This window comes from Peribacillus sp. NPDC058002 (genome assembly GCF_042886655.1).
Classification (GTDB): domain Bacteria; phylum Bacillota; class Bacilli; order Bacillales; family DSM-1321; genus Peribacillus; species Peribacillus aracenensis.
This window is the reverse complement of record NZ_JBHVQU010000073.1, coordinates 1-20,418: the sequence shown is the minus strand read 5'-3', so window position 1 is coordinate 20,418 and position 20,418 is coordinate 1. Positions and strand designations below refer to the sequence as shown.

Below are 20,418 nucleotides of genomic sequence, written 5' to 3'. Positions count from 1 at the left end.
CTAACACCATATCGTTCGTTGAACAATCACCATCAACCGTGATTTGATTGAATGTATCATTTGTAATGGAGGAAAGTGCTTGCTGTAGATCATCCGGTTCAATTACAGCATCCGTCGTAATGAAACCAAGCATTGTGGCCATGTTTGGATGAATCATTCCCGACCCCTTCGCAGCACCGCCCATTTTCACGGTTTTTCCGTCAATAATTGTTTCATAACCACAGCTCTTCGTTACAAGATCAGTTGTTAAAATGGCTGTACCAAAAGCTTCAGCAGCTTCAGGTGTATTTACTGGCTGCAATGACTCTATGCCTTTTTTTACTTTTTCCATTTCCAGGAATTCACCTATGACTCCCGTTGAAGCCACTGCAAATGAATGGTCCTCCAAACCGAACTTTTGAGCCGCAAGCTTCCTCATTTCATTTGCATCTTTTAAACCCTGTTCACCTGTACAAGCATTCGCACACGCACTATTCACTACAATGCCGTGAAGTTTTCCATTAACGGCAATGCTATCTTTCGTTACATTGATTGGAGCGGCTTGAACTACATTTTGTGTATAAACCGCCGCGGCTGATGCTGGGACATCCGTTAAAATGATGCCAATGTCCTTTTTGGAATAGCGTAATCCTGCATGTACACCTGACGCTTTGAACCCTTGGGGCATTAAAATGTTCCCTTCTTGAATTTGTTTGATTTCTTCAACTGGCTGTAAAGTTTTCATTATTTCCCTCCAAAGTTTACGGATATAGCGGACTGTTCCATAGTCCCGCCGTTTCTTCTAGTCCCATTAATATATTTGCATTTTGTATGGCCTGCCCTGCAGCACCCTTCACTAAATTATCAATAACTGAAACCACCGTCACCTTACCTGTTCTTTCATCATAATCAACGCCAATGTCGCAAAAGTTCGATCCATATACTTGTTTCGTTGATGGAAAGCGATCAAGGGGCTGTATTCGGACAAATGGGTGGTTCTCGTAAACGGTTTCGTATAAATCCTTTAATTCAACATTTGAGGTTTCCCGATTTACCTTTATATACATCGTCGCCATAATCCCTCTTGTCATTGGAACAAGATGGGTATTGAAGGTAATCGGCTGTAGACCTGTTGACCATCTCCCAAGTTGTTGTTCGATTTCCGGTATGTGCTGATGTTGATTTACCTTATATATCTTAAAGTTCTCATTCATTTCACTATAATGGGTGACTGCCGAGGGTGATTTACCCGCCCCGGATACCCCGGATTTTGCATCGATGATCACATCGGCAGCTGTTCCGGCCAATCCTTCAGTGAATAAAGGGGCAAGCCCTAATAGTGATGCGGTTGGATAGCACCCTGGATTTGCAATAATCGCTGCTTTTTTTATTGCTTCGGCATTCCATTCAGACAATCCGTATACGGCTTCTTCAATAATGTGCCGAGGCGCCTCTGGTTTTTTATACCAATGTTCATATTCACCTGGAGTTTGAAGCCTGAGGTCACCTGATAGGTCGATTACTTTAATGTCGAGGTCAGAAAATTCCGAAATCATTTGCGAGGAAACACCAGAAGGAGTTGCAAGGAATACAATTTCAGATTTTTTTGCAATCGCCTCCGGGACAATTTCTTCTAATTTGTCTTTCATATGCATTAAATGTGCATTTTCTTCAGATAAACTTCGGCCAAATTGGGAAGACGTATGCAATGATTTTATTTTTAATTGCGGATGATTATTCAAGAATCTTATTAGTTCCATTCCCCCATAGCCCGTTGCACCTACTATTGATACGTTCATAAAACCATCTCCTATAATTTCAGGTCCCTGTCATTCTTTGATTCTATTATTATAAGACTGAATAAAAATAAAATCAAATGTATTTTTATAAAATTCTAAACTAATATTTTAAATGAAAATTTATCCACCTAAACTCCTAGAATTATCCAAAGTTGTTGACTGTTAGTGTTTTTTCCGTTTAAATCAAAGGTAGTAAGTGAGTTTTAACGGTATTTGGAAAGGTGGTCATTTGCATGAATGAATTATCGTTATCTAATCGGATGCATTCCATTTTAGATAATAAACAGCAAGTTAAACATATGGAAAAAGGGCGCTACCTTTTTCAGGAGAGCACCCCAGCAAGTGATTTGTATTACATTTTAAAAGGTACAGTAGAAGTGAGTAAGGTTGTTCCTGACGGTCGGGAATTAACTATACGCATTAGTTCGGAGAATGATTTGGTTGGGGAAACAGTCTTATTTTCTCCAAATCCTAAATATATGATGAATGCAAAGATGATGGAGGATGGATCTGTTGCGGTAATCTCCAAAGAAGCATTAGAAAAGAAAATCGCCTCAGATAGCCATCTCGCAGTCGAGATGATGACATGGTTATCGGCTCAGAACCGTAAAAACCAGGCTAAATTCCGCGATATGCTCCTGCACGGCAAGAAAGGTGCCTTTTACTCCACCCTTATCCGTTTATCAAATAGTTATGGCACTGAAGCAGAGGACGGAAAAGTTATCAATCTTCCTTTTACAAACCAAGAACTCGCCAATTTTTGCGGCACATCCCGCGAGGTAGTCAATCGAATGCTATCTCAATTAAGGAAAAACAATGTCATCTCCATTAAAAAGGGACGCATTACGATTCTTGACTTTGATTTTTTGAAACAGGAAATCGACTGTGAAAACTGTCCAATAGAAATCTGTACCATCGATTAAATCCCACATAAAAAGCAGTAAATAATGCCGTACTAATGATCGGCGTTTATTTCAGGGCTGAATTTTCCCTAGGACCATTTAATTATTTTCATTTCCATGGATTCCTATAAAAAAATATAAATATGCATAAAAAAAGCATAAAATTAGATTTCGTCCATTGACTGGCATTAGAAGTTCCTAATTAACTATATAAAAAAAGAAGGGATGGCATAATTGCCATCCCTTCTTTTTTTATTGTATTTGTATATTACCCGCCAATGAATGACATTTCGATTTTTTCCTGTTTCTTGGCCGTTCCCGCTGTCCGCTCATCCGAATAGCGGTCGTCTCTAAGATTCCAAAGCGAAATGATGAACCCGGTCAATTCCTCATCTGTCATGCCGGAACGGAGCAATGACTTCAAGTCATGTCCCTTTCCATTAAACAGGCATGTATATAAACTTCCATTAGCAGAGAGACGTGCACGTGTACAACTTGAACAAAAAGACTCGGATACCGAGGTTATGAAGCCCACTTCTGCAGCAGTGCCCTTATAACGGTAGCGTTTTGCCACCTCTCCAAAATAATCTTCTTCAACCGGTTCTAAATCAAATTCGGTTTGGAGCATTTCAAGCAGTTCTTTTTTCGTAATGACATTCTTCAACTGCCAGCCATTTGTATGTCCGACATCCATGAATTCTATATAGCGTAATTGAATGCCCTCTTCTTTACAAAATCGGGCCATCGGCAGGATTTGAGATTCATTGGTTTCTTTTTTCACTACCATATTCACTTTAACGCCAAGCCCAGCTTCTTTGGCAGCTGCGATGCCTTCAATAACAGGCTTTATGCCGATATTCCTGCCGTTCATCTTCTTGAAAAGTTCATCATCAAGGCTGTCTAAGCTGATATTCACCCTCTGCAAACCAGCTTCCCTCAAATTCACGGCATGTTTTTTCAAGAAGACACCATTCGTAGTCAGTCCAATATCTTCAATACCTTCAATTTTCACGAGATTTGAAATCAGAGTGGTGAGATCTCTCCGGAGTAATGGTTCCCCGCCTGTCAACCTTAGTTTTTTTACCCCTAAGCTTGCGAATATTTTAGAAAGCCTTACAATTTCCTCATAAGCTAATAGCTCACTTTTAGGCAGGAACTGAAAATTCTCATGAAAAATTTCAGCAGGCATGCAATACTGGCAGCGAAAGTTACAGCGATCTATGACTGAAATCCTTAAATCCCTTAGTGGCCTGTCCAATGAATCCTTAATTTGACTGTTCAATTAACCACTCCTAGCCGAAAGTATTAGAAAAAACCAGACCATAAAAAGTGACTCAATTGAATGGGTTCACTGTTTTTTGACTGGCTTTTCATTTCTATATAGAGTTATTATTTGATGCCTAATGCAATTTTAGCATACCTGGACATTTTGTCTTTCGTCCATGGCGGACTCCAGACAATCTTCACATCCGTTTCCTTTACCTCTGGGATATCTTCCAGAACCAATTTGACCTGATCGACGATTGTGCCAGCTAGCGGACAGCCCATGGCAGTCAATGTCATCGTCACGGTAGTCAGACCTTCCTCATCCATATCCACATCATATACCAAGCCTAAATTAACGATATCTATGCCAAGCTCAGGGTCAATGACCTGCTCCAAAGCTCCAAATATAATGTCTTTTGTATCTTGATCCACTTCGATCACTCCTTTTATGGAAAATCTTTTCGTTTTATAGTCGGTTTCATCATTATGTCCATTTTAGACTATTTTTTATGTCCATATTAGAATCATAACAGATTTTGAGTGAGTACTTAAGCATTTTGCACAGTTGACAGTAAATGTTTTGCAAACCAGTCTGCAGTCATAATAACGCCTTCCCTACTCACTTTATGTCCAGCCTTAGAATCAAGGATGAAATCAATTTTTTCATCTGCCTCATTATACCCTGCTTTGACAGCTTCATAAAAACGATATGCATGTTGATAAGGCACAACCGGATCTTTGGCACCATGCCAAAAAAGAAGCGGACGGTTTGAAAGCTTATCCTGATTCAGACTCAAATCAAATGGCTTGAGCTGTTCAATCACATTGGAAACTTCCTCATCAGTAGCTGGGAAGTTAACTTTCCTTTTCTTAATCTCCGTAATTTGGAGCTCTGCATACGCGACATATGATGGGTTTCCCATTAAACTGACTCCGGCGGATATCCACTCATAGGCAGCCAGGGCCCCATTAGTCACAATTCCCCCCATAGAGGTACCAGCTACGCCAATTCTGTCAGGATCAATTAATTTTCGGGATAATAAATCATCCTTCAACAAAGATAAATCCTGGATTGTCTGTAATACCATTCCCCAAAAACGGGGCATCATTTGGGAATCACTCAAACCAGCTCCCCTTTCCCCATGATGGATCACATCGGGAAGTAGCACACGAAAACCCTTTTCTGCCAATAAATAAGCATAGTGAAGATTGTGTTCTTTTGCACTTTGGAAACCATGTATAAAAATAATAACCGGCAATTCCTGATTGAAAGTGGTTCCTTCACCTATGTGCAATACAGGAATATGTCCAATTAGTTCTTTTTCAATTATTATCAAGTTAACCCCTCCGAATAATTTGTTCCGGTCTTTTCAATAATTATCAAAATGGCATTGGCATTCATCATTCCACTCCTTAAACCTGAGCTTCGCTTTAATCATCATGATCTTGGATATAGTAATATCATACAGGAATGCATAAAGAATGAAAAAGATTTACATTTACTTTAAAATAGGCTTAACAATATTTGCATATAATGAAATCAAAAAGAACAGAAGGTGTGTACATGGCTGAGAAACATTTAATCGTATTGGATCTTGATGGTACTTTACTTACAGATAACAAAACCATTTCTTCAAGGACTAAAAAAACACTCTTAAAACTAAAAGAAGACGGACACGAAGTTATGATCGCTACCGGGCGTCCTTTTCGCTCAAGTGAACTTTATTACCGGGAATTGGGGTTGACTACACCCATCGTTAATTTCAATGGCGCTTTCGTCCATCACCCATTACATACAAGCTGGGGGGTATATCACTCTCCATTGGATATAAGTGTTGCCAAAGATATTGTTGAAGCGTGTGATCAGTTTAAATATCACAACATCATCGCAGAAGTCCGGGATGATGTTTATGTTCATTATCATGATGAAAAGTTGATGAACATGTTCAATGTAGGAAATCCGACCATGAAGACAGGTGACTTGCGCAATTACCTTCAGGATTCCCCAACTTCGATGCTCATTCACACAGATAGTGAATTCGTTGGGCAAATTCGCCAGCATTTATCCGATGTCCATGCAGAATTGGTCGATCACCGCCGCTGGGCAGAGCCTTTTCATATCATCGAAATAATAAAAAGCGGGTTAAGTAAAGCCGTAGGTTTAAAACGTGTATCCAACTATCTGGAAATTCCTCAAAACAGGATAATCGCTTTCGGTGATGAAGATAATGATTTGGAAATGCTTGATTATGCGGGAACCGGGGTGGCCATGGGAAATGCGATTTCACCTGTAAAAACGGTAGCGAATACGACTACATTGACGAATGAAGAAGATGGTATAGCGGTCTTCCTCGAAGAAAAATTCAACATAAAATCCTAATTCCTAATACGTCATTTTTTACCTTCATAATATCTCTCTTTCAAGCCAAACTAATATGGACAACAGCTTCCATTCCGTTGTCGACAACGCTCAGAATCGGAGGAGATAAGAATGGGTAAAAGCAGTAAATCTAAACGATTTGTACAGCAAGGCAAAGAAAGTGTTGCCAGGCATGCCGAAAAAATCCCTTATCACACTACGTTTGAAGAGGCTGAAAAAGACAGGTTAAGAATTATGTCAGAACAAAGCTATGGTGGCTTCTAATGGGAAACAATTTATTCCAGAAGGCAAGGGAATTTGTTGAAGAAGCTCTCCACTCTGAGCATGACGGTGACCGGCATAAGACAGAGGAAATCGCTAAAAGTGCTCTCCACTCTGAGCATGACGATGACCATCGCAAGACAGAGGAAATCGCTAAAAACGCTCTTTCATCAGCCTTTGCCAATACGAGCGAGGCCGAAAAAGCACAACTGCGAGAACTTCAGGAAGAGCTGGAAAACCACTCTAAATAACGCGAAAGCCTCCAGGGTTCCTGGAGGCTTTCGCTTTGTTATTTCGTGCTTTACCGCCTTTTTCACCAATTTCTTTATAAAAGTCTTTACCATGGGAATCAGCGGTGGCTTCTCCTCCCTTTTGTCCAATTTCTTGATAGAATTCCTTCTCATGATTATCCGACGTGGCTTCTCCACCCTTTTGCCCAATTTCCCGGTAAAAATCCTTGTCGTGATTTTTAGAAGTGGCTTCCCCGCCTTTACGACCTGCTTCCTGTCTGCTCATTTTTTCGTCGTTAGCCATTTTTATCACTCCTTCATAAGATTTTAAATTGGCGCTACAATATAAGATTTAGCCGTTTGATACAGGCATTAAACTTAAAGCGCCTAAATATTCCCTTTTGTAATAGAAGTGTAATGGCCTTAATTTTTTGTTCATATCATTCCCTTCGGAAAGTTCCAACAATGCCTGAAGTTTCTATGATGTTTGTGAAAGCGTGTGGATCCACTTCCTTAATGATCTTTTCAAGGTCATACAATTCATACCTTGTAATGACAATCAATAACATTTCCTTGGTTTCGTTGGTGAACGCCCCTTTTGCAGGAACTCTTGTGATCCCGCGAACTAACTTAGCATGGATTGCCTGTTTAAGTTCTTCGCTTTTCTTTGTAATGATCATGGCAGTAAGCTTTTCATGTCGTGTATGAATCGCGTCAACGACCCTGGTCGATGTGTAAAGGGTAACAAGTGTGTACAAAGCTTTTTCCGGTCCATAAACAGCACCTGCCGTTACAATGATCACGCCATTCAGCAGAAATAAATAAGTACCCACGGGTTTGTCTTTCTTCCGTGACAGGAGCATGGCGATAATATCCATTCCGCCAGTCGATGCACCGTATTTCAAGGTGATCCCCACACCTACTGCAGCTATGACGCCGCCAAATACCGCATTTAATAATATGTCAGGTGACCAGCGTGTAATCGGAATGATTTCCATAAAGAAGGACATCAAGACAACGCTGAGGAAACTATAAAAAGTGAAAGACTTTCCAACCTTTCGCCAAGCAATGATCGTTACTGGAATGTTCAATAAAAACAATAGAATACCTGTCGATACATTAAAAGGAGCAAAGGAACCAATCATCCTCGATAGAAGCTGGGCCACTCCTGTAAAGCCGCTTGCATATACGTTTGCCGGTATTAGAAAAAAGTTCATTGCGATTGCATTCAGTAACGCTCCGACCACAACTATGATAATTTTCTTCATTTCACCACTGTACATCCTAAAAACCTCCATTTCACCCTTATTCTATTATCTTTTTACCCTTAATTATTTATTCTATTTACGTAGAGATTGAATTTTTACCGTTACGTGCTACACTAAATTGTAGAGTGTCCACTCATTTTCTAAAAATTGTAAAAAGGAAAGCAGGTGTATTATGGCTATCACAATTCTTGCAGATAGTGCATGTGATTTGCCGTTGTCTTTCTATAAGGAAAACAATGTTTCATTAATTCCTTTACAAGTCCATCTTGACGGGAAAAATTATGAAGATTTACTTACCATTAATTCTCACGAAGTCTATCAGGCGATGATTGAGGGAAAATCCCCGAAAACATCGCAAGCTTCCCCGGAATGCTTAATAGAACTTTTCACACAGTTTGCCAAAGAGAAAAAACAAGGGATATATATAGCCTTTTCCTCTGAATTATCAGGAACATATCAAACGGCAGTGATGATTCTTAATCAGGTGAAGGAAGAGTACCCTGACCTTGACATTGAAATCGTCAATACGAAATGCGCTTCGATGGGCGTCGGATTAATTGTGAAGAAAGCAGCAGATCTAGCAGCAAACGGTGCCACTAAAGAAGAAATCCTAGCTGACATAGAATTCCAAACCCGGCATATGGAGCATCTATTCACTGTAGATAACCTTGATTATTTGGCCCGTGGCGGCCGCATCTCCAAAACATCTGCCCTTGTTGGCGGTTTATTAAACATTAAACCGTTATTGCATGTAGAAGATGGGAAGCTTGTTCCGCTGGAAAAGTTACGCGGCAAGAAGAAATTGATTAAACGTGTAATCGAATTAATGCACGAAAGAGGAAAAAATTTAAAAAACCAAACGATTGCCATCAGTCATGGTGATGATGAAGCGACGGCCATGGAATGGAAGGAAGCCATTCAAAATGAATTCGGGACAACCAATTTCATGATCCATACAATCGGCTCCGTCATCGGTGCACATGCCGGTCCTGGTACAATTGCTCTCTTCTTCTTAAACGATACCCCTGAGAAATCATAAACATACATACTCCCTTTCATTATTGTGAACAATATATATTGATCAGATAATGGAAGGGAGTTTTCTCTATGTCAAAAACAACCGATGACAACAAAAGGCCAAAAGATAACCAGGCGAGAAATGCTGAAAAAAATGTCGCCTATCAGGAAAATCTTGTTGCGGGTAAGCACTCCTATTCGAAGAAAACAGACCATAAATGACGCGAGGGGCTTGTCCCCTCGCTTTTTTAATATGGTTTAGATAGTTGTCTTCCTATCACACTTTCTCTATAATAAAGGAAATAAAACCTGCTGGAGGTAAGTGATGGCAAAGGAAAATTCATTTGATATTGTTTCGAAAGTAGACTTTTCAGAAGTAACGAATGCAGTTACCATGGCTATGAAGGAAATACAAACACGCTATGATTTTAAAGGGAGTATAAGCAGCATCACCATTGAAAAAGAAGATCTTGTTTTAGTGTCCGATGATGAATATAAGCTTGAACAGCTGAAGGATGTTCTCATTAGTAAACTCATTAAACGTGACGTACCAGTCAAGAACCTGGACTATGGCAAATTAGAAGGAGCTTCTGGCGGAACCGTACGCCAACGTGCTAAGCTGATTCAAGGCATCGATAAGGAACAAGCAAAAAAAATCAATACCATCATTAAAAACAGCGGTCTTAAAGTGAAAAGCCAAATCCAAGATGATCAAATCCGTGTTACAGGTAAGAACCGGGACGATTTGCAAGGAATCATTTCCGCAATCCGGGGCGCTGATCTTTCCATTGATGTACAATTCTTAAATTACCGCTAAGTATGAAGGCCTCACCTTTGGGTGGGTCTTTTTTTATTTGCATTGCCTCAATAGCCGTCTTCCCCCTTATTCTTCAAATGAATCTCCTTCATGTAACATGGAAAGACTAGTCATGTTCCCTTAGTTATATAAATAATTACCCATAATCATTTGGTTATTTTTCCCATGTTTTCTTTTTTCTAAAGAAGGAATAGAAAAAACATAGATAATTAAACAGGAGGCGTTTTAATCATGACTAACCAAAACCAAAACCAAAATCAGAACAAACAAGGATTTCCACCTCAACATCAACAGCATCAACCTGGATTGGAAACAAAAATGGAACCGAACCCTGATTCTGTTAAAGCTGCCTATAAAGGAAGCGGCAAACTAAAAGGTAAAACGGCAATCATAACAGGAGGAGACAGCGGAATCGGTAAATCGGTTGCCATTTATTACGCCAAGGAAGGAGCGAATGTGACAGTTGCATACTTGGATGAACACGAGGATGCCAAAGCGACAAAGGAATTGATTGAAAAAGAAGGTCAGAAATGTTTACTCATTTCCGGAGATATCGGTGATGAAGCCTTCTGCCAGGATGTCGTCAAAAAAACGGTTGATGAATTTGGCGGTTTGGACATTTTAGTCAATAACGCCGGTGAACAGCATGTGCAAACAAGTATCCTTGACATTTCAGCTGAACAATTGGAAAAAACGTTCCGCACGAATATATTCTCGATGTTCCACTTAACTAAAGCTGCATTGAAGCATCTAAAAAAAGGAAGCAGCATCATAAATACAACCTCTATCACAGCCTATCAAGGCAACCCAAAACTAATCGATTACTCTTCAACAAAGGGTGCAATATTGGCATTTACAAGGGCCCTGTCGAACTCCATTTCAAAAGATGGCATCAGAGTGAACGGTGTTGCGCCAGGACCGATCTGGACGCCGCTGATTCCTGCCTCATTCGGGGAAGAGGATGTTGCCAAATTCGGCCAGGATACTCCAATGGGCCGTGCAGGGCAGCCAGAGGAATTAGCGCCAGCTTATGTATATTTGGCAAGTGAAGATTCATCCTATGTCAGCGGACAAGTCATCCACGTAAACGGCGGGAGCGTGGTAAACGGATAAGTTTTACCCTTTCAAAAGCAGTGGATATCACAAATCCACTGCTTTTATCTTTCAAGCAGGATATTTCCGGTTAATGCGGAATATATGAATGGGAAGGAGTGGATTCATTTTTGAAAAATATTGTAGATCCATGGTTCACCGTTCAGGAATTGGACTCAGAAACGTTTGCAATCAGTGAATATGGTCATTGGGAGAAGGTTCATTCCTTTTTATTACTTGGGGAGACCCGAGCTGCGTTAATCGACACAGGATTAGGCATATGTTCCATTAAGCGGATTACAGACCAGCTTACCGACCTTCCGATTATCGTCCTGACGACACACGTTCATGCAGATCATATTGGCAGTCATGGGGATTATGATACAATTTATGTTCATGGTGATGATGCCAACTGGCTGATCAACGGCATTGAAGGTTTGTCCTTGGAACAAATAAGAAAGAACATGGCCCGGGATATCACTGTCCCCATACCCGAATCATTCGATCATTCTACATACAAGCCATACCAGGGGTCCCCTGATAGGCTCTTATCGGATGGGGACACGATTGTTCTTGGGAACCGCAGTTTAGGCATTTATCACACACCTGGGCATTCACCTGGCCACATCTCAATTTTGGATAATGAAACAAGTTATTTATTTACTGGCGACCTGCTTTATTCAGATACTCCAGTTTATGCGTTTTATCCCTCTACAAGCCCTGAAGACCTTGTGAATTCATTAGAAAAAATCGCAAAAATCAAGGCAGTATCCAAAATATATGGCGGACACAACCAACTCGGCCTCGAACCTGGGATCTTTGAGGAAGTCCTTGAAGCCATTCAATACCTTAAAGAGAATAATTTGGTTAGACACGGAACGGGTGTACATGCATTCAAAAGTTTCAGTGTACATTTCTAGGAAAAAAAGGCATTGCTTTTATGCAATGCCCTTTTCGTTTAATAAGTCATCGCCATTGCACCTTGCTTGATCGATCTGCAGGAATGCCTTTCCACGAAATGATGTGGAATGATGGTCCCAGCGGGAGCATCTCCAGTCTGCAGCATTTGAATGATGCCCTTAGCGGCCTGATATCCCAAATCAAAAATATTGATATCCACGGAAGTCAGGGCTGGTAATGACAGTTCAGAGAAAAGAACGTTATTGAAGCTGACGATTGAAATTTCTTCAGGAGTGCGCACGCCCATCTCGCGAAGTGAATGCACGATGCCAAGTGCCATAAGATCATCACTGACCACCAAAGCGGTTGGTGGTTCATCGATGGATAGTAACATTTTTGCAGCTGCTTGTCCCCCTTCATGCAAAAAATCTTCATGCAGGGTATATTCCCCCCTTCGATCGATTCCAGCCCTCTTCAATGCCCGTTCATATCCTGACAAACGATCAAGGGTCATCACAAGGGTTACATCACCTCCGATGAATCCAATCCTTTCATGCCCTAGCTGTATGAGGTAATCCGTTGCCTGTTCGGCAGCCAAGACATTATCATTATCAACATACGTTATCTCCTCGAGAAAATCATAGGGTTTCCCAATGATCACAAATGGAAAAGCCCTTGCTCTCAAATAGGTCAGAATGTGATCGTTCATCCTTGAATACATCAGGATAATTCCATCAACCATCCCCCCCTGCACCATATTCACTACTCCATCGTAGATTTCATCTTCTGTTTTTCCCGTGCTTAGCAACAGGGAATAATGATTTTCCTGAGCTCCTTCACTTAGACCCTGAAGGATCGTCGGAAAAAACGGATTTTGATAATAATCATTTGACGAACTTGGCAATACCAAGCCAATGATCCTGGTCGATTGATTGGCAAGACTACGTGCAATGAAGTTTGGATGGTATCCTAATTTACTCATCGCCTTACGTACCCGTACCTTTGTTTTTTCACTTATCCGAGGATTGTTTGCAATCACTCGAGAAACTGTTGAAGGAGCAACATTCGCTAACTGTGCCACATCTTTTATTGTTATGGCCATGCATTTCCCCTCTCCCCTCTTAGCCTTTATTGACTTCATTTAATACAAGGTGAATACCAATAAACACTTCTCTAATATTCGTTTTATATTTATACATTTTGTATGTATTCATAATACACTCAGTTCGATAGTTATATCCATACTTTTTTAAATGTTTGTTTAATTTTTCAGAAAATACTTACTTTTCCGTTTTTTTCGTTTCTGTTTTAAAATTCAAAAAGAAGCTGATGTATGATCAGCTTCTAAAAAAATGGCATGTCTATTGAAGACCAAGAAGTCAGACGACTAACTACATAGGTTTTAAACTGATTTCCAATCAAGACCATAGAAGTGATTTACAAATTAATAGCGATAAACCCTCGTTTCATATGGACGTAAATCAATAAGGGGCACCTGAGGACAATCCTCATAATTAGCTAGCAAAAGTTCCATTTCCCCCCAGTAAGAGAGGTCGACTTGGTGGTGATTCATACTAAAATTACATACTACCATGACTGAATTATCATTCATGTTTCTTGTATAAATATAAAGTTCAGGATGGTCTTCCCATAATAATTCATATTCGCCATAAACAAGGACCTGATGTTTTTTTCGAAGATCAATCATTTTTTTATAAAAATGATAAATGGATGAGGGGTCATTTTTCTGCTGTTCTACATTAATGGCTCGATAATTGGAATTAACCCTCATCCAAGGTGTTCCTTTCGTGAAACCCCCATTTTCGATATCATTCCATTGCATCGGTGTTCGTGAATTATCACGGCCGCTATGCCAGATGATGTTCATGATTTCATCATGCGGACGACCTTTGGAGGTCTCTATCCGGTAAAAGTTTTTCATTCCTACATCATCATAATCATCAATCGAATCAAATTGGACATTCGTCATGCCAATTTCCTGGCCTTGATAAATAAAAGGTGTTCCTTGCATGAAAAAGTATAGAGCCCCAATCATTTTTGCGCTTTCCAACCAGTATTGATGATCATTTCCCCAGGTTGATACACTTCTTGGCTGGTCATGATTTTCAAAAAACAAAGCATTCCATCCTTTGTTTTTCAGCCCCTTTTGCCATTTGGTCAGTGTGCGCTTTAACCCCTGAACATCAACGTCGTGATTCTGACCCCTATTCCAAAGCCCAAGATGTTCAAATTGAAAGATCATATTGAACTTCCCATTCGTTTCCCCGACCCATTCTTCCGCCTGCTCAATCCTGACGCCATTGGCCTCACCGACCGTCATGATATCATACTTAGAAAAAGTCTCTTCTTTCAACTCCTGAAGGTAATCCAAAATCCCGTCCTGATTGGTGTGCATTTCAAACGCTGGTACGTACTGATGCCAATAAGGATTGTGCATATCCGGAAGGCCATCACGCTTATGAATATGCGTGATCGCATCAATCCGGAAGCCATCGATTCCCTTATCTAGCCACCAATTGACCATTTCAAATAATGCCTTTCGTACATCAGTATTTTTCCAGTTTAAGTCTGGCTGCTTTTCCGCAAATAAATGTAAATAGTATTGATTGGTCCTTTCATCGAATTTCCAGGCACTTCCGGAAAAGATACTTTCCCAATTATTTGGCTCACGACCGTCCTGCCCATCCCTCCATATATACCAATCCCGTTTCGGATTATCGCGGGACGAACGTGACTCTACGAACCAGGGGTGCTCATCACTTGTATGATTCAAAACAAGATCGAGTATCACCTTCATCCCACGTCCATGAACATCTTTCAATAACAGATCAATATCTTCGATTGAACCGAATTCATCGGAAACTGCTTGATAATCACTAATATCATAGCCATTATCCGCATTGGGCGATTTATAAAACGGACAAATCCAAATAACATCAATCCCTAATTCCTGCAAATAGTCAAGCTTTGAAATCAGCCCTTTTATATCACCGACTCCGTCACCATTACTATCCATGAAACTGCGCGGGTATATTTGATAGCAGACCGCTTCTTTCCACCAGGTCTTATTCATGCTGTAACCTCCCGATCCTGTTTTCCACAAAGCCTTAGGGACAATGTTTGGCGGCTACCGACAATCGAGAGGTATATGATTATTTTGGTTGTTTCCGTTTTGAACGCTTAATAACCAATGCAATGAATATACCAAAAATAAGAAGAACCAATCCTATGACAAACAGGTAAGGAATATTAATAATCGATTTAGGTGACAGTGTGTAGACTTCGGTCGTCTCCCTGTCGATTACGATAGAGTAACTGTTGTCCTTACTGCGGACCAGATCCCCATTCAGCATACCTCTCAACTCTTTATTTCTTTCAAGTTCCTTATCAGTAAGGTTTATCATTTGAGTTTCAGTCGTATTGTTCATGGCGACGACAATCGTTTCATCACCATATACACGCTTGAATACCGAAGTTCCACCTTTTTCATATAAAAGCTCCATATCCCCCTTAACCAACGCTGGGTACATGTCTCTGAGCTCAGAAAGCTTTGTTATATATTCCACCAATTCCTGTTCGGTCTTAAAATTCATCAACTTGTGATTGTCCGGGGCAATATCCCCATTTAAGGCAATTTCCGATCCATAAAATACGATTGGTACCCCTGACACCGTATATAGATACGACAGCGCCATTTTCCATCTGGAACCTGGATTTTCGTTATGGTCTGCTGCATCCTTTGTAAAACGGGGCATTCCCTGGGTATCTATGAATAATGCCTGCTGGGCATTGCCCCCTAATTCTTCTTCGCTTTTCTCAAACGCATTTAAAACAGGTTTCAATTCTTTATCGGGTGCAGCAAATGCTTCCCGTAGCTCAGCATTTTGTGGATAAGCCATAAAAGCATCGATACCCGTCTTCTTGTAGCTTGATATCAAATTTGCATCACCTTGTACATCGCCGATTGTATAGAAATTTGATTTTTCAGATTTGACTGCTTCCACAAATTCCTTCCAAAAATCTTTTGCTACGTATTGGACTTTATTTATACGGTAACCATCAATATCGGTTTCCGTTATCCACCATTTGGCAGCATCAAGTAAGTATTTCCTTGTTTCCTCATTATCTTGATTCAAATCTGGAAGATCATCGACCCAGCCCGTTTCCAAATCCTTTTGGCTACTGTCCTGGGAAATCTTTTTTTCTTCATGGAACCAATCTTGTTTTTTTGGATCGGTCAGCCACGTGGAGTCAGGACCCACATTATTTGCTTGAAAATCAATGATCACCTTCATATTGCGTTTATGTGCCTCATTCACGAGTTTTTTAAACTCTTTCAATGTCCCATAATGTTTATCCGTCTTATAGAAATCTGCCACCCAATCGCCATGATAGCCATTTTTATCATTAGCGAAAATCGGTGAAAGGATGATAGCGGTATAACCCATATCTTTTAAATAATTCAGTTTCTTCGTGACACCCTCGAAATCCCCACCATTAAACGTGGAAGGGTCATTCACGTTCGCGTCTCCGTTATTTTGAGTATTCCCATCGAAAAATCTGTCGATCAATAATGAATATACGATTTCATCCTTCCAAGTTCGTTGTTCTTTTTCAGCTGCTCCTACTGGAATGGCGTAAAAAAGAAGCAACGGAATTAAAGCGAGTGATAACACTCTTTTTCCCATATCCGCTCTCCTCCTAGCTATCTCTTTACGCCTTTAAGATTAGCCTTTTGACCCCTTAACGTCAAATCCAATTTATAAAAAACTTTACACTAAAGGGACAAATTGGAGATACTGGTCATAGTTACATAAGCGGAAAAGTCAGAACACGATCAACGTTCTTTTTTTATCGTCTTAACCGCTTTATCCAAGACCCTTTTCGGTTTTGCTTTTTGAGTGCTTATTTCATCCATGGCTGCATTCATCGGTCCCCATACCCTATTCATTTCCGGTATATTCGGCACTGGTTCAGCGTATTGTAATTGTATGCTTATGGCTTGTGCCCTTTCGTTTTCATTGATGGCAGCATTGTGTTTGATTGATTTATTAGGAGGGATTTCCCCTGTTAAATCATAACGCTGCATTGCATTATCATCATTTGTCAAATATTCAACTAACTTAGTAGACCAATAAGGATGTTTTGTGAATGCTGTTACATGCCAGCCTTTGATTACCATCAACGTTTTCATTGGCTGACCATTTGACAATTCGGGCATGGGGGCAATTCCTGTATCCTTTCGCCCGGTAAATGAGTCACCGTCACTCATGATAGAAGCCAAATTCCCTTGTACGAACAACTTCTCGTTCGCTGCCTTGTCGCCTTTAGGAATCAAACCCGCCCTATACCATTTTTGGATGTACGCAGCCCCTTTTATGGCACCCTTATTATTCAAACCAATGTCGGAAGGGTCCAGTTTTCCATTCTTATCTTTAAAAATATAACCTCCCATTCCAGCGATCACTCCATAAGAATCATGGAAGTCATTCCATTTGGCATAGAAACCATGCACGTTATCCTTTCTTAATTCCTTCGCCATTTTATAAAGGTCATTCATCGTCTCAGGAGCCTTAGCCATCAATTTTTTGTTATAAATGAATACGGATGTGTTTACCGATTTAGGCAATCCAAATACCTTATCTTGGTACATCTCCCCACTAATTGAAGGTTCAATGAAGGCATTCAATACCTCATCTTTCACCTTCATTTCCTGAATTAAGCCTTCCTTCACGATTTGCCCGACTTTTTCATGAGAAAAAGTCACGACATCCGGGGCCTTTCCGTTTCCGATTGGCCCATCACTTCGAAGCCGCTCATACATCTCGGTAGCTATTTCAAGCTCTTCATGCTCAACTTTGATTCCATATTCTTTTTCAAAAGCTTCAATAACCGGCATTAGGGCCGCTGCTTTACCTTTTTCCTCCCAAATGATCAATTTTTCCGGCTTCGCTTCATTGCTGGCTGCTTCGTCTTCTTTTTTCTTATTTTCTTTTACTACTTCATTTTCCAAATCTGAACTGGCACCACAAGCACTTACACTAACGATCAAAAACATGGACATGAACAAATGAAAAATCAGCTTCTTCACTTTCATTCTCCTTTTTAAAATGTTTATTCTATCATGTCCAAAAGCACCAAATAATACTGTTTTTCAGTTCATTCATTCAAAGAAAGCCACTTAATGAAAGCGATGCCAAAGCTATTGTTATCATTATATGAACGCCTTTGGTTTTTACAACATTTTCCTCGTTGTATTTATTTCCTTGTAGTGATGAACACTTTTTGTTATTTTTTAGTTAATAAGTGCTTCTTTCAATTGAAATCGGGTATATAACCATATTGAAAAACACTTAGCCTGGCTCAGTGCAACTTCATGGTGCCCCCCCTCATAAACAGCCGGAAGGTTTCCTTTTTCACATCCCCAAATACATATAGAATTGGAGTGGTTTTGTAATGGAATTTTCATCCATACACCATAGACCTAATGACAATTACGGCTATACCATCAACACTGAAACCCTACATATCCGCCTACGTACGAAGAAACAAGATATCTCCTCAGCTGGATTGATCTTTGGGGATCCATACATTTCAGATAGTGATGGTCAGTGGCAGTACCAAGAACTTCCCATGAGTTTATCAGGCAGCGATAACCGTTATGATTATTGGCATATCTATGTGAAGCCTCCCTACCGAAGAATTCGATATGGGTTCAAAGTATCCTCGGAAGATGAAAGTGCCATTTACACGGAAAAAGGCATCTTTAAAGAACCCCCTGGAGATCCCGGAAGCTATTTCGCGATTCCCTATCTACATCAAAATGAAGTTTTCGGGGCACCGGAATGGGTCAAAGATACAATTTGGTATCAAATTTTCCCTGAACGATTCGCGAACGGAAACCCCGACAATGATCCGGAAGGTGTGATACCCTGGGGAAGTGAAGAACCGGCCGTGGATAATTTTTTTGGCGGGGACTTCGAAGGAATCATTGAACATTTGGATTACCTTGAGAATCTCGGCATCAACGGAATTTATTTCACGCCAATCTTCCATGCCTACTCCAATCATAAATACGATACAATTGATTACCGGAGTATCGATCCGCAATTTGGAACGAAGGAAACATTGAAAACACTAATAACCGAATGCCACAAACGGAATATCCGGGTCATGCTTGATGCCGTTTTTAACCATAGCGGCTACTACTTCCCCCCTTTTCAGGATTTACTCGAAAAAGGGGAGAAATCAAAATATAAGGATTGGTTCCACCCGCACAGCTTTCCACTTAAGGGAGGGGAAAGGCCCAATTATGAAACATTCGGTTTTTTTGAATCGATGCCAAAATTGAATACTGCGAATCCGGAGGTGAAAGAATATCTGCTCGAGGTCTCGGCTTATTGGATTAAGGAGTTCGATATAGACGCCTGGAGGCTCGATGTGGCAAATGAAGTCGATCAGCCATTCTGGCGTGAATTTCGAACAACGGTGAAAAATATAAAGCCTGACCTTTATATTCTTGGGGAAATTTGGCATGACTCGATGCCATGGCTTCGCGGCGATCAGTTCGATGCTGTCATGAATTACCCCTTTACCAACCAAGTTTTTCGCTTGGTCGCTTCACAAACCATCAATGCACGCGAGTTCACGGAAGAAATGACAGCCATCTATCACAGTTATCCTACCAATGTTTTTGACGTGACATTCAATCTTCTTGGAAGCCATGATACACCGCGGATTTTCACGGATTGCGGGGAAGATCTAGCTCGTGCCAAGCTCATCCACGCAATTCTTTTGACATTCAATGGCAGCCCTTGTATATACTATGGAGATGAAATCGGCTTAACCGGAGGCATGGATCCAGGGTGCCGAAAATGCATGGTCTGGGAAGAAGAAAAACAAAATACTGAGCTTTTCAAAGAAATTAAGACATTGATTCTCTTGCGAAAAGAAGAAAGATTACTTGCCAATGATGGAAAGTTCAAATTCCTTGATACAGCCGGTAACGAAAATATCGTGGCCTACCAAAAGTATAATGGAGAACGTTCTGTCGTGATCCTCATTAATCCGACGGATGTCCAGCAATCCTTTACCCTTCCTTTTGATTTGAAAGGACGTACATTAACCGATTTAAGAACAAAAGAAACCACCCAGGAAGGTAAATTTGAATTGGGTGGTTATCAATATAAAATTCTCTCATTCAATTATTGAGGCAATGAAAACGGGGCAAATGAAAAATCATCCGCCCCGTTTTTTTCAATCGATTATTTGGATATCATATTCTTTGAACCATACATGGGTTTGTGCCAAGTGAGCGAGCAACTGTGGACCTGACATCAATTGCCCGAACCACGGCACTTTAAAAGCGGCACCCTTGGAATCTACTATATCGGTTAGCTTCTTTTTATCGAAAAACTCGTGCAGGACCGAGTTTTTATCCGTAAGTAAGTCTTGCAACCACGCCTGCACACGGTCTGTATATATAC

At 40.5% G+C, this 20,418-nt stretch carries 20 protein-coding genes and 2 pseudogenes; 10 read left to right on the top strand and 12 right to left on the bottom strand.

The features are described 5' to 3' along the window. Positions 1-724, bottom strand: a 724-nt coding sequence (locus ACFVSH_RS14235) for a bifunctional ornithine acetyltransferase/N-acetylglutamate synthase (protein WP_387706486.1), incomplete at its 3' end; no start/stop codon positions are given. 16 nt (positions 725-740) lie between these two features. Further along, a complete protein-coding gene (argC, locus tag ACFVSH_RS14230; protein ID WP_387706484.1) occupies positions 741-1,778 on the bottom strand; it encodes an N-acetyl-gamma-glutamyl-phosphate reductase in 1,038 nt (345 codons plus the stop codon). Between the two features lie 233 nt (positions 1,779-2,011). Between argC and ACFVSH_RS14225 the strand changes: the two genes are divergently transcribed. Beyond that, on the top strand, positions 2,012-2,701 hold the full coding sequence (locus ACFVSH_RS14225) for a Crp/Fnr family transcriptional regulator (RefSeq protein ID WP_260283982.1): 690 nt from the start codon (positions 2,012-2,014) through the stop codon (positions 2,699-2,701). 247 nt (positions 2,702-2,948) lie between these two features. On the opposite strand, the gene moaA is transcribed toward ACFVSH_RS14225, so the two are convergent. From moaA to ACFVSH_RS14210, 3 genes are all read right to left on the bottom strand, one after another. After that, on the bottom strand, positions 2,949-3,962 hold the full coding sequence (moaA, locus tag ACFVSH_RS14220; protein WP_387706482.1) for a GTP 3',8-cyclase MoaA: 1,014 nt from the start codon (positions 3,960-3,962) through the stop codon (positions 2,949-2,951). 107 nt (positions 3,963-4,069) lie between these two features. Then, complete coding sequence (locus tag ACFVSH_RS14215) at positions 4,070-4,378, bottom strand: metal-sulfur cluster assembly factor (protein ID WP_192203688.1); 309 nt, start codon at positions 4,376-4,378, stop codon at positions 4,070-4,072. Positions 4,379-4,494: 116 nt separating this feature from the next. After that, a complete protein-coding gene (locus ACFVSH_RS14210) occupies positions 4,495-5,283 on the bottom strand; it encodes an alpha/beta fold hydrolase (RefSeq protein WP_387596305.1) in 789 nt (262 codons plus the stop codon). A gap of 227 nt (positions 5,284-5,510) precedes the next feature. On the opposite strand from ACFVSH_RS14210, the gene ACFVSH_RS14205 reads away from it, so the two are divergent. The 3 genes from ACFVSH_RS14205 to ACFVSH_RS14195 all read left to right on the top strand — a co-directional run bounded on the left by ACFVSH_RS14205 (position 5,511) and on the right by ACFVSH_RS14195 (position 6,838). Next, positions 5,511-6,326, top strand: coding sequence for a Cof-type HAD-IIB family hydrolase (locus tag ACFVSH_RS14205; protein WP_387706480.1), 816 nt, complete (start codon positions 5,511-5,513; stop codon positions 6,324-6,326). A 111-nt stretch (positions 6,327-6,437) separates the two neighbouring features. Next, complete coding sequence (locus ACFVSH_RS14200; RefSeq protein ID WP_164468789.1) at positions 6,438-6,590, top strand: hypothetical protein; 153 nt, start codon at positions 6,438-6,440, stop codon at positions 6,588-6,590. Then, a complete protein-coding gene (locus ACFVSH_RS14195; protein ID WP_387706478.1) occupies positions 6,590-6,838 on the top strand; it encodes a DUF3813 domain-containing protein in 249 nt (82 codons plus the stop codon). Before ACFVSH_RS14200 ends, ACFVSH_RS14195 begins: the two co-directional genes overlap by 1 nt. A gap of 37 nt (positions 6,839-6,875) precedes the next feature. Here the strand turns inward: ACFVSH_RS14195 and ACFVSH_RS14190 are convergent. Both ACFVSH_RS14190 and ACFVSH_RS14185 read right to left on the bottom strand, forming a co-directional pair. Continuing rightward, positions 6,876-7,121 (bottom strand): annotated as a pseudogene (locus ACFVSH_RS14190) (KGG domain-containing protein); the annotation flags it as partial. 136 nt (positions 7,122-7,257) lie between these two features. Next, on the bottom strand, positions 7,258-8,100 hold the full coding sequence (locus tag ACFVSH_RS14185) for a YitT family protein (protein ID WP_387596314.1): 843 nt from the start codon (positions 8,098-8,100) through the stop codon (positions 7,258-7,260). Positions 8,101-8,257: 157 nt separating this feature from the next. Here ACFVSH_RS14185 and ACFVSH_RS14180 point away from each other — a divergent pair, with 157 nt between their 5' ends. The 5 genes from ACFVSH_RS14180 (at position 8,258) to ACFVSH_RS14160 (ending at position 11,931) form a co-directional block, all read left to right on the top strand. After that, positions 8,258-9,124, top strand: coding sequence for a DegV family protein (locus ACFVSH_RS14180; RefSeq protein WP_387596317.1), 867 nt, complete (start codon positions 8,258-8,260; stop codon positions 9,122-9,124). Between the two features lie 68 nt (positions 9,125-9,192). Further along, positions 9,193-9,324 carry a DUF3941 domain-containing protein gene (locus tag ACFVSH_RS14175; protein ID WP_192203682.1) on the top strand — a complete coding sequence of 44 codons (132 nt, stop codon included), beginning with the start codon at positions 9,193-9,195 and terminating at the stop codon, positions 9,322-9,324. A gap of 103 nt (positions 9,325-9,427) precedes the next feature. Further along, a complete protein-coding gene (locus ACFVSH_RS14170; protein ID WP_063232211.1) occupies positions 9,428-9,919 on the top strand; it encodes a YajQ family cyclic di-GMP-binding protein in 492 nt (163 codons plus the stop codon). A gap of 231 nt (positions 9,920-10,150) precedes the next feature. After that, entirely contained in the window at positions 10,151-11,032 is an 882-nt protein-coding gene (locus ACFVSH_RS14165) for an SDR family oxidoreductase (RefSeq protein ID WP_387706476.1), read from the top strand. A 119-nt stretch (positions 11,033-11,151) separates the two neighbouring features. Continuing rightward, positions 11,152-11,931 (top strand): MBL fold metallo-hydrolase, encoded by a 780-nt coding sequence (locus tag ACFVSH_RS14160; protein WP_387706488.1) that lies wholly within the window; start codon positions 11,152-11,154, stop codon positions 11,929-11,931. A gap of 38 nt (positions 11,932-11,969) precedes the next feature. Here ACFVSH_RS14160 and ACFVSH_RS14155 read toward each other — a convergent pair whose 3' ends face one another. From ACFVSH_RS14155 to ACFVSH_RS14140, 4 genes are all read right to left on the bottom strand, one after another. Further along, positions 11,970-13,013: a LacI family DNA-binding transcriptional regulator gene (locus ACFVSH_RS14155; protein WP_387596326.1), complete on the bottom strand. Its 1,044-nt coding sequence runs from the start codon at positions 13,011-13,013 to the stop codon at positions 11,970-11,972. 342 nt (positions 13,014-13,355) lie between these two features. Then, entirely contained in the window at positions 13,356-15,005 is a 1,650-nt protein-coding gene (locus ACFVSH_RS14150) for a glycoside hydrolase family 13 protein (RefSeq protein ID WP_387596329.1), read from the bottom strand. Positions 15,006-15,084: 79 nt separating this feature from the next. Continuing rightward, positions 15,085-16,620 carry an alpha-amylase family glycosyl hydrolase gene (locus ACFVSH_RS14145; protein WP_387706474.1) on the bottom strand — a complete coding sequence of 512 codons (1,536 nt, stop codon included), beginning with the start codon at positions 16,618-16,620 and terminating at the stop codon, positions 15,085-15,087. A 149-nt stretch (positions 16,621-16,769) separates the two neighbouring features. Next, positions 16,770-18,023 (bottom strand): extracellular solute-binding protein, encoded by a 1,254-nt coding sequence (locus ACFVSH_RS14140; RefSeq protein WP_387706472.1) that lies wholly within the window; start codon positions 18,021-18,023, stop codon positions 16,770-16,772. Positions 18,024-18,388: 365 nt separating this feature from the next. Here ACFVSH_RS14140 and ACFVSH_RS14135 point away from each other — a divergent pair, with 365 nt between their 5' ends. Beyond that, positions 18,389-20,143, top strand: coding sequence for a glycoside hydrolase family 13 protein (locus ACFVSH_RS14135; RefSeq protein WP_387706470.1), 1,755 nt, complete (start codon positions 18,389-18,391; stop codon positions 20,141-20,143). A 45-nt stretch (positions 20,144-20,188) separates the two neighbouring features. On the opposite strand, the pseudogene ACFVSH_RS14130 reads toward ACFVSH_RS14135, so the two are convergent. Next, positions 20,189-20,418, bottom strand: a pseudogene (locus tag ACFVSH_RS14130) (asparagine synthase (glutamine-hydrolyzing)); the annotation flags it as partial.

Bases quoted from the DNA above. Each gene is read 5' to 3' on its own strand.
- ACFVSH_RS14155 (WP_387596326.1), bottom strand. From the start codon at position 13,013: ATGGCCATAACAATAAAAGATGTGGCACAGTTAGCGAATGTTGCTCCT.
- argC (WP_387706484.1), bottom strand. From the start codon at position 1,778: ATGAACGTATCAATAGTAGGTGCAACGGGCTATGGGGGAATGGAACTA.
- ACFVSH_RS14145 (WP_387706474.1), bottom strand. From the start codon at position 16,620: ATGGGAAAAAGAGTGTTATCACTCGCTTTAATTCCGTTGCTTCTTTTT.
- ACFVSH_RS14180 (WP_387596317.1), top strand. From the start codon at position 8,258: ATGGCTATCACAATTCTTGCAGATAGTGCATGTGATTTGCCGTTGTCT.
- ACFVSH_RS14175 (WP_192203682.1), top strand. From the start codon at position 9,193: ATGTCAAAAACAACCGATGACAACAAAAGGCCAAAAGATAACCAGGCG.
- ACFVSH_RS14195 (WP_387706478.1), top strand. From the start codon at position 6,590: ATGGGAAACAATTTATTCCAGAAGGCAAGGGAATTTGTTGAAGAAGCT.
- ACFVSH_RS14165 (WP_387706476.1), top strand. From the start codon at position 10,151: ATGACTAACCAAAACCAAAACCAAAATCAGAACAAACAAGGATTTCCA.
- ACFVSH_RS14185 (WP_387596314.1), bottom strand. From the start codon at position 8,100: ATGTACAGTGGTGAAATGAAGAAAATTATCATAGTTGTGGTCGGAGCG.
- ACFVSH_RS14225 (WP_260283982.1), top strand. From the start codon at position 2,012: ATGAATGAATTATCGTTATCTAATCGGATGCATTCCATTTTAGATAAT.
- ACFVSH_RS14205 (WP_387706480.1), top strand. From the start codon at position 5,511: ATGGCTGAGAAACATTTAATCGTATTGGATCTTGATGGTACTTTACTT.
- ACFVSH_RS14200 (WP_164468789.1), top strand. From the start codon at position 6,438: ATGGGTAAAAGCAGTAAATCTAAACGATTTGTACAGCAAGGCAAAGAA.
- ACFVSH_RS14150 (WP_387596329.1), bottom strand. From the start codon at position 15,005: ATGAATAAGACCTGGTGGAAAGAAGCGGTCTGCTATCAAATATACCCG.
- ACFVSH_RS14135 (WP_387706470.1), top strand. From the start codon at position 18,389: ATGGAATTTTCATCCATACACCATAGACCTAATGACAATTACGGCTAT.
- ACFVSH_RS14170 (WP_063232211.1), top strand. From the start codon at position 9,428: ATGGCAAAGGAAAATTCATTTGATATTGTTTCGAAAGTAGACTTTTCA.